At 74.1% G+C, this 8,585-nt stretch carries 4 protein-coding genes; 3 read left to right on the forward strand and 1 reads right to left on the reverse strand.

What is annotated here, in order from left to right; translation table 11 throughout:
• Both ACFUEL_RS29530 and ACFUEL_RS29535 read left to right on the forward strand, forming a co-directional pair.
• Window positions 1-2,629 (forward strand): SpoIIE family protein phosphatase (locus ACFUEL_RS29530; protein ID WP_380239831.1); only part of this gene is annotated, 2,629 nt, incomplete at its 5' end.
• Window positions 2,630-2,785: 156 nt separating this feature from the next.
• Window positions 2,786-5,248: a SpoIIE family protein phosphatase gene (locus tag ACFUEL_RS29535; RefSeq protein WP_380239834.1), complete on the forward strand. Its 2,463-nt coding sequence runs from the start codon at window positions 2,786-2,788 to the stop codon at window positions 5,246-5,248.
• Window positions 5,249-5,329: 81 nt separating this feature from the next.
• Here the strand turns inward: ACFUEL_RS29535 and ACFUEL_RS29540 are convergent, their stop codons facing one another.
• Window positions 5,330-6,445: a hypothetical protein gene (locus tag ACFUEL_RS29540; protein WP_380239832.1), complete on the reverse strand. Its 1,116-nt coding sequence runs from the start codon at window positions 6,443-6,445 to the stop codon at window positions 5,330-5,332.
• 212 nt (window positions 6,446-6,657) lie between these two features.
• Between ACFUEL_RS29540 and typA the strand changes: the two genes are divergently transcribed.
• Window positions 6,658-8,562, forward strand: coding sequence for a translational GTPase TypA (gene typA, locus ACFUEL_RS29545; protein ID WP_380239833.1), 1,905 nt, complete (start codon window positions 6,658-6,660; stop codon window positions 8,560-8,562).
• Window positions 8,563-8,585: the final 23 nt, after the last annotated feature.

Consider the following 8,585-nt stretch of genomic DNA (forward strand, 5'->3'; position numbering starts at 1 on the left):
CCCCAGCGCCGGCCCCGCCCCCCAGCCGCCCGCGGCGCCCGGCGGCGGCGCGCAGCCCCCCGCCCGCGGCCGCCCCGCCCGGGCCTTCCCCGGCACGTCCGAGCAGCGCCCCGGCGCCCGCGCCGACAGCGGCCCCACCGCCCTGCACCCCAGCCGCCGCACCGAGGGCGGCAGCCTGCTGGACGTGGTCCGGGTGGCCATCGTCATCCTCGACACCTCGGGCCGGGTGGTGCTGTGGAGCCCCGCCGCCGAGGAGATGCTCGGCTGGCCCAGCGAGGTGCTGGTCGGCCGCGCCGTGGACGAGCTGATCCCCGACCAGGACCAGGTGCGGCGCACCCGGGCCGCCCTCCAGGAGACGCTGCGCCGCGGCTCCTGGCACGGCTTCACCGAGCTCGCCGACCGGGACGGCCTGCCGGTCGAGGTGGAGGCCCGGCTCTCCCTGCTGGTGGACGGCGACGGCGCCCCGTACGTGCAGGCCGCGCTCACCGAGGCCGCCGCGCTGCGCGCCGTCGAACGGGACCTCGCGGTCCGCGACGCGCTGTTCGAGCAGTCCCCGCTCGGCATCGCCGTCCTCGACACCGAGCTGCGCTACACCGCCGTCAACCGCACCCTGGCCGAGATGAACGGCCTGCCCGCCGAGGAGCACATCGGCCGCACCACCGGCGAGACGCTGCCCGAGCGCTCCGCCGACGAGATCACCGCCGTCCAGCGCCAGGTGCTGGCCACCGGCGAGCCGGTCATCGACGTCACGCTGGCCTCCCCGTCCACCGCCCGCTCCGGCTACCGGTCGATCTCCTACAGCCGGATGACCGACCGCTCCGGCCGCGTCCTGGGCATCTCCGGCACCGTGATGGACGTCACCGAGCGCTACCGGGCGGTGGCCAAGGTCGAGGGCGCCCGGCGCCGGCTGTCGCTGCTCAACGAGTTCGGCTCCCGGGTCGGCGACCTGCTGGACGCCTCGATGATCGCCCAGGAGCTGGCCGGGGCGGTCGTCCCGCGGCTCGCCGACTACGCCGGGGTGATCCTGCTGCAGGCCGTCGCGCACGGCGACGACCTGCCCCGGCACGGCCACGACCGGCACACCTCGCTGCTCCAGCTCGGCGTCGCCGCGATCCAGCAGGGCCCCGCGGTGGAGACCATGCTGCGGCACGGCGCCCGGATCACCTTCGACGAGGGGTCGGTCTTCGGCCGGGTGCTGCGCAGCGGCGTCCCCGAACTGCTCTCCGGCGGCAACGGCGCCGAGGAGCTGTCCTTCGCGGGCGACCCCAAGGTCGAGGCCGCCCGGGAACTCGGCGTGCACTCCCGGCTGGTGGTCCCGCTGCGGGCCCGCGGCATCGTGATCGGCCTGCTGGTGGTCAGCCGGGCCGGCTACCGCGAGGGCTTCGACCGCGACGACCTCGCCTTCACCGTCGAGCTCGCCGACCGGGCCGGCAGCTCCCTCGACAACGCCCGCCTCTACGCCCGCGAGCGCACCGCCGCGCTCACCCTGCAGCGCACCCTGCTGCCGCAGCAGGTCCCGCAGCCCACCGGCGTCGAGGTCGCCTACCGGTACGTGCCCGGCTCCAGCGGCACCGAGGTCGGCGGCGACTGGTTCGACGTCATCCCGCTGCCCGGCGACCGCACCGCCCTGGTGGTCGGCGACGTGATGGGCCACGGCCTGCGGGCCGCCGCCACGATGGGCCGGCTGCGCACCGCCGTCCGCGTGCTGGCCGCGCTCGACCTGGCCCCCGAGGTCGTCCTGCGGCACGTCCACGAGCTCGCCGACGACCTCGCCCAGGGCCCCGACGAGGCCCTGCTCGCCACCTGCGTCTACGCGGTCTTCGACCCCGCCCGGCGCAGCCTGACCGTCACCAAGGCCGGCCACATCCCGCCGGTCCTGGTGGTGCCCGGCGCCGACGCCGAGCCGGCCCGCTCCGGCGGCCCGCTGCCCGGCGGCGCCGGCCAGGTGCTCGACCTGCCCTCCGGCGCGCCGCTCGGCGTCGGCGGGGTGCCGTTCGAGTCCATCGAGATGCGGATCCCGGACGGCAGCCTGCTCGCCCTGTGCACGGACGGGCTGGTGGAGTCCCGGGACAAGGACCTGGACGTGGGACTGGGGAGGTTGATCAGCGTGCTCGAACAGCCGTACGCCTCGATCCAGCAGGCGTGCGAGGCCGTCCTCGGCACCATGGAGCAGGGCCGCGAGCCCGACGACGTGGCCCTGCTGCTGGCCCGGCTCGGCCGCGGCCGGGCCGACGTGCCCACCGCCGGCTGGACGCTGCCCGCCGAACCGACCGCGGTCTCCCGGGCCCGCCGGCTGGTCCGCGGCACGCTCTCCGACTGGGGCGCCGAGGAACTCACCGACACCGCCGAACTGCTCGTCAGCGAACTGGTCACCAACGCCGTCCGGTACGCCAGCGCCCCGATCGGCGTCCGGCTGACCCTCGGCGAACTGCTCCTGGTGGAGATCTCCGACCCGCTGCCCGACCCGCCCCGGGAGCGCCACGCCGGGGCCGGCGACGAGGGCGGGCGCGGCCTGGAGCTGGTCCGCAGGCTCGCCCTGCGCTGGGGCACCAGGGCCGAGGGGCTGGGCAAAGTCGTCTGGTTCGAACTCGCGAACTCGGAGGTTCAACTACCCGATTCGATGTTGTGACGTTGAAGGGCGTGTGCGCCCGCACCCGAATGATGAATACTCGGACATCGAATACTCGGTCTTCTCGACACCGGATGGGCGCGGGTTGGAGGGGTCGGTCCGTTGAACAGCTTCCCGGCACGGAACGTGACGCACGGCAGCGGCGGCTATGCCGCGGTGCCGGAGCAGCCGGGTGCCCCGACGACCCCCCCCGCGCTGCCGCTCGGCTGGGGACAGGGCGCCGCGGGCACCATCTACGACTACATCAGGGTCGCGACCTTCGCGATCGGCCCGGACGGGCGGATCGCGCAGTGGAGCGACCGGGCCGCCGAGTTCTTCGGCGTCCCCGCCGCCGAGGCGGTCGGCGCCGACCCGATCACCGCGTTCATCCCGCGCGAGCTGTGGCAGCGCGGCCGGGCCCGGCTGGAACGCATCCTCTCCGGCGAGGAGTGGGTCGGCACCGCCCCCTACCGGGACCTCTCGGGCGCCGAGAGCCTCGCCGAGGTCTACGCGATGCCCGCCAGCGCCGACGGCTCCGCCACCTGCCTCGCCGTCGACCTCGGCCGGCTGCGCGCCATCGAGACCGACCTGGCCGCCTCCGAGGCCGTCATCGGCCAGACCCCCACCGGGTTCTTCCTTTTCGACACCGACCTCAAGCTGCAGCGGGTCAACGCCGCCTTCGCGGCCGGCGTCGGCCGCAGCACCGCCGCCCTCCAGGGCCTCGCCCCGGGGGACGTCTTCCGCCCCTCCGACGCGGACCGGCTGCTGCTCGCCCTGCGCAAGGTCCTCACCGGCCAGGAGCCCGTCCTCGACCTGCGGCTGTCCGGCCCCGTCCGGGCCGCCCGCCCCAGCGCCGGCCGCGACGAGGACCAGCGCACCTGGGCCGTCTCGCTGTACCGGCTCACCGCCGCCGGCGGCCGCCCGATCGGCGTGGCCGGCCAGGTCCAGGACGTCACCAGCCGGCACATCGCCGAACGCGAGGCGGCCGGCGTGCGCCGCAGCCTCGCCCTGCTGAACGAGGCGTCCACCCACATCGGCTCCACCCTCGACCTGGAGACCACCGCCAAGGAACTGCTCGACGTGATCGTCCCGCAGTTCTGCGACGTCGCCACCGTCGACCTGTACACCGCCCTGCTCACCGGCGACTCCGCCCCGCTCAGCGCCAACCCGGAGAGCGGCGAACTGCGCCGGGTCGCCGTCTCCAGCGTGGTCGGCAATGCCCCGTCCGTGCTCGGCAGCGAGCGCGGCGGCGTCCGGGTCGCCGAGGCCGGCGGCACGCTCTGCTACCCGCCGCGCTCCCCGCACGCCCGCGCCCTGCGCACCGGCCGCAGCGTCGTCCCGCAGCCCGGCCCCGACCCGCTGCTGCGCTCCACCCTGGTGGTGCCGCTGGTCGCCCGCGACCAGGTGCTCGGCCTGGTCCAGCTCTCCCGGGCGATCGGCAGCGAGCCGTTCGACGCCCGCGAGGTCGCGATCGCCGAGGAGCTCGTCGCCCGCGCCGCCGTCTGCGTCGACAACGCCCGGCTCTACCGCCGCGAGCACGAGCGCGCGCTGATCCTCCAGCGCAGCCTGCTGCCCCCCGGCAACCCGGCCGCCTCCGGCCTGGAGATCGCCCGCCGCTACCTGCCCAGCAACAACAACACCGAGGTCGGCGGCGACTGGTTCGACGTCATCCCGCTGCCCGGCAGCCGCACCGCCCTGGTGATCGGCGACGTGATGGGCCGCGGCCTGCGCGCCGCCGTCGCGATGGGCCAACTGCGCACCGCCGTACGCACCCTGGCCATGCTCGACCTCGACCCCGAAGAGGTGCTCTCCGCCCTCGACGAGATCGCCCGCGGCCTCGGCAACGACGAGGACCCGGACCGCTCCAGCGCCGAGGTCTACCTCGCCACCTGCGTCTACGCCGTCTACGACGCCGTCAAGCAGCGCTGCACCTTCGCCAACGCCGGCCACCTCCCGCCCGTCCTGCTCACCCCCGGCCAGGGCGCCCGCACCATCACCGTGCCGCCCGGCCTGCCGCTCGGCGTCGGCGGCGAGCCCTTCGAGGAGGTCACCGTCGACCTGCCGGAGGGCGCCGTCCTGGCCCTCTACACCGACGGCCTGGTGGAGTCCCGCAAGCACCAGCTCGACGAGGGCATCGACGCCTTCCGGGCCGCCCTGGCCGCCGGGTCCGAGCAGATCGAGGAGCTCTGCGACCAGGTCCTGGACGAGCTCAACCCGCACCACGGCGAGGACGACATCGCCCTGCTGATGGCCAAGGTCAAGGCCCTGCCCAAGGGCTCGGTCGGCGACTGGCGCTTCCCCTCCGAGCCGACCTCGGTCGCCAAGGCCCGCGAGGCCGCCTGCGGCTGGCTGCTGGAACGCGGCCTGGACGAACTCGTCGACACCTCCGAACTGCTGGTCAGCGAGCTGGTCACCAACGCGCTGCGGCACGGCCGCGGCGAGATCCGGCTGCGCCTGCTGCGCGACAAGACCATGGTCTGCGAGGTCTGGGACGACGCCTACGCCCAGCCGCGCCAGCGCCGCGCCCAGGAGACCGACGAGGGCGGCCGCGGCCTCCAGCTGGTCTCCCTGCTGGCCGAGCGCTGGGGCAGCCGCCGCACCCCCAAGGGCAAGATCGTCTGGTTCGAGCTGGCGCTCTAGGCCCGGCCCAGGCCCTGTCCGGCCGGTCCTGCCGGGCGCGCGACGCCGCGCGCTGATCCGACAAGACCGACCGGACAGGACCTAGTCCAGCACCACGGCCGCGGCCCGGCGCTCCACCAGGGCGATCCGGGCCAGGCCGGGCAGCAGCTTCCGGGCCTTGGCCAGTTCCCGGTCGGCCTCCGCGGTCCGGCCCAGGGCCAGCAGCGCGGCCGCCCGGCTGCACAGCGCGTCGGCCGAGACCAGCGCGTCGCCCATCATCCGCACGCCCACCGCGGAGGCTTTCAGCGCGGCCTCCCGCTCGCCGCGCAGCCGCAGCAGGTCGGCCCGGAGCAGCACGGCGTGCTGCCGGGGGCCGACCGCGTCCAGCTCGGCCGTCAGCCGGGGCAGGTACTCGGCGGGGGAGAGCAGTCCGGCGTCCGCCGCGCAGACCAGCACCTGGCCGCGCAGCAGCGCCCGGACCCACTCGGTGCCGGGCGGCGGGGCCCAGGGCAGCCGCTCGGTGTCCGCCAGGGCCTGCTGCCAGTGTCCGCGGGCCAGCAGCAGGTGGATCCGGAGCGCGGCCCCGGCCGGGCCGGACGGCTCCCCGGCCCCGTCCAGCAGCGCGGCCGCCTCGTCGATCCGGCCGTTCTCCAGGGCCAGCTTGGCCTCCGCCTCGACGGGCGTCTGGCAGAGCGCCGCCAGCAGTTCCTCGGGGGCGGTGGGCAGGCGCAGCACGATCCAGCCCGCACCGCCCGGGACGGCCGCCGAAGCCAGCAGCTCCAGCACCGGGGCCCCCGTCAGCGCGGTGCCGAACAGCCGCCAGCCGTCCGGACCGGCCGCCAGCAGCCACCCGCCGAGCAGCACCGGCACGGCGTACGCGGCGGCCACCACCGCCCAGACCCGTCCCCGGGGCGCCGGAACCCGCAGGTGGATGCCGTAGAGCAGGGGGTACGGCCGGGTGCGCACCACGAGTCGGCGCCGTCCGAGCGGCACGTCGAACAGCCGGGCGCCGAGGCCGAGGCTGTAGGACAGCGCCCGCAGCCCGCCCCACCGGCCGACCGCCCCGAGTAGCAGCTGGGTGAGGGAGACGGCGGCGCAGATGCCGCCGAACAGGCCGAGCACCCGGAGGCCGAGGTTCTGGTCGGGGGCGCTCTGCAGGGCGGCGTAGGTGCCGACGGCCGAGAGGGCGACCAGCAGGAGGGACATGGTTCTCTTCACCGGCGTAGCTTCCCGATCCCTTGGTGCGTACGGGAAGGACCGAGATCCACTTGTGATCTCCACCGCCCCGGAGCCGCCCGTTTCGGCTCCGTTGGGCCCTTCCCCGTACGATGGGAAGAAGCCGAGGCATGTGCCGTGCCCGGCGGGTGGACCGGTGAATGCTGACGCGGGCCGGGCACCGTGACCCACGATTCCGGGAGAATCAGCGCCGCATGCCCACGCGCAACGACATTCGTAACGTCGCCATCGTCGCCCACGTCGACCACGGCAAGACCACCCTGGTCGACGCCATGCTGAAGCAGGCCGGCGCCTTCGCCGCCCACCAGCAGCTCGACGACCGGATGATGGACTCGAACGACCTGGAGCGCGAGAAGGGCATCACCATTCTCGCGAAGAACACCGCGGTCAAGTACCACCCCAAGGACGGTGGCGCGCCGATCACCATCAACATCATCGACACCCCCGGCCACGCCGACTTCGGCGGCGAGGTCGAGCGCGGCCTGTCGATGGTGGACGCGGTCGTCCTGCTGGTCGACGCCTCCGAGGGCCCGCTGCCGCAGACCCGCTTCGTGCTGCGCAAGGCGCTCACCGCCCGGCTGCCCGTCATCCTGTGCATCAACAAGACCGACCGTCCGGACGCCCGGATCGACGAGGTCATCAACGAGACCTACGACCTGTTCCTGGACCTGGACGCGGACGAGGACCAGATCGAGTTCCCGATCGTCTTCGCCTGCGCCCGCGACGGCGTGGCCTCGCTGACCAAGCCGGAGAACGGCACCGTGCCGGCCGACTCCGACAACCTGGAGCCGTTCTTCTCCACCATCCTGGAGCACGTCCCGGCCCCGGTCTACGACGAGGACGCCCCGCTGCAGGCGCACGTCACCAACCTGGACGCCGACAACTTCCTCGGCCGCATCGCGCTGCTCCGGGTCGAGCAGGGCGAGCTGCGCAAGGGCCAGACGGTGGCCTGGATCAAGCGCGACGGCTCGATCCAGAACGTCCGGATCTCCGAGCTGCTGATGACCGAGGCGCTCACCCGCAAGCCCGCCGAGGTGGCCGGCCCCGGTGACATCTGCGCCGTCGCCGGCATCGGCGACATCATGATCGGCGAGACCCTCGCGGACACCGAGAACCCGATCGCGCTGCCGCTGATCACCGTCGACGAGCCCGCCATCTCGATGACCATCGGCACCAACACCTCGCCGCTGGTCGGCAAGGGCGGCTCCGGCAAGGGCGCCGACGCCAAGGCGGCCGGCAAGGTGGACCGCAAGGTGACGGCCCGCCAGGTGAAGGACCGCCTGGACCGCGAGCTGATCGGCAACGTGTCGCTGCGCGTGCTGGAGACCGAGCGCCCGGACGCCTGGGAGGTGCAGGGCCGCGGCGAGCTGGCGCTGGCCATCCTGATCGAGACCATGCGCCGCGAGGGCTTCGAGCTGACCGTCGGCAAGCCGCAGGTGGTCACCCGGGAGGTCAACGGCAAGACCCACGAGCCGGTCGAGCGCCTCACCGTGGACGTGCCCGAGGAGCACATGGGCGCCGTCACGCAGCTGATGGGCATCCGCAAGGGCCGGATGGACAACATGTCCAACCACGGCTCGGGCTGGGTCCGGATGGAGTTCGTGGTGCCGTCCCGCGGCCTGATCGGCTTCCGCACCGAGTTCCTCACCAACACCCGCGGCACCGGCATCGCGCACTCGATCCACGAGGGCTACGAGCCGTGGTTCGGCACCCTGACGACCCGTAACAACGGCTCCCTGGTCGCCGACCGCTCCGGCGTGGTCACCGCCTTCGCGATGACCAACCTGCAGGAGCGCGGCGTGCTGTTCACCGACCCCGGCACCGAGGTGTACGAGGGCATGATCGTCGGCGAGAACTCCCGCTCCGACGACATGGACGTGAACATCACCAAGGAGAAGAAGCTCACCAACATGCGTTCCTCGAACGCCGACGTGGCGGAGTCCATCGTGCCGCCGCGCAAGCTCTCGCTGGAGCAGTCGCTGGAGTTCTGCCGCGAGGACGAGTGCATCGAGGTGACCCCGGAGACCGTGCGCATCCGCAAGGTCGTCCTGGACGCCAAGGAGCGCGGCCGCACCGCCTCGCGCGCCAAGAAGGGCTGACGCCCGGGGGTGCTCCCCCTGTC

The sequence above is a fragment of the Kitasatospora sp. NPDC057198 genome (genome assembly GCF_042670125.1).
Lineage (GTDB): Bacteria > Actinomycetota > Actinomycetes > Streptomycetales > Streptomycetaceae > Kitasatospora.

Bases quoted from the DNA above. Each gene is read 5' to 3' on its own strand.
- typA (WP_380239833.1), top strand. From the start codon at position 6,658: ATGCCCACGCGCAACGACATTCGTAACGTCGCCATCGTCGCCCACGTC.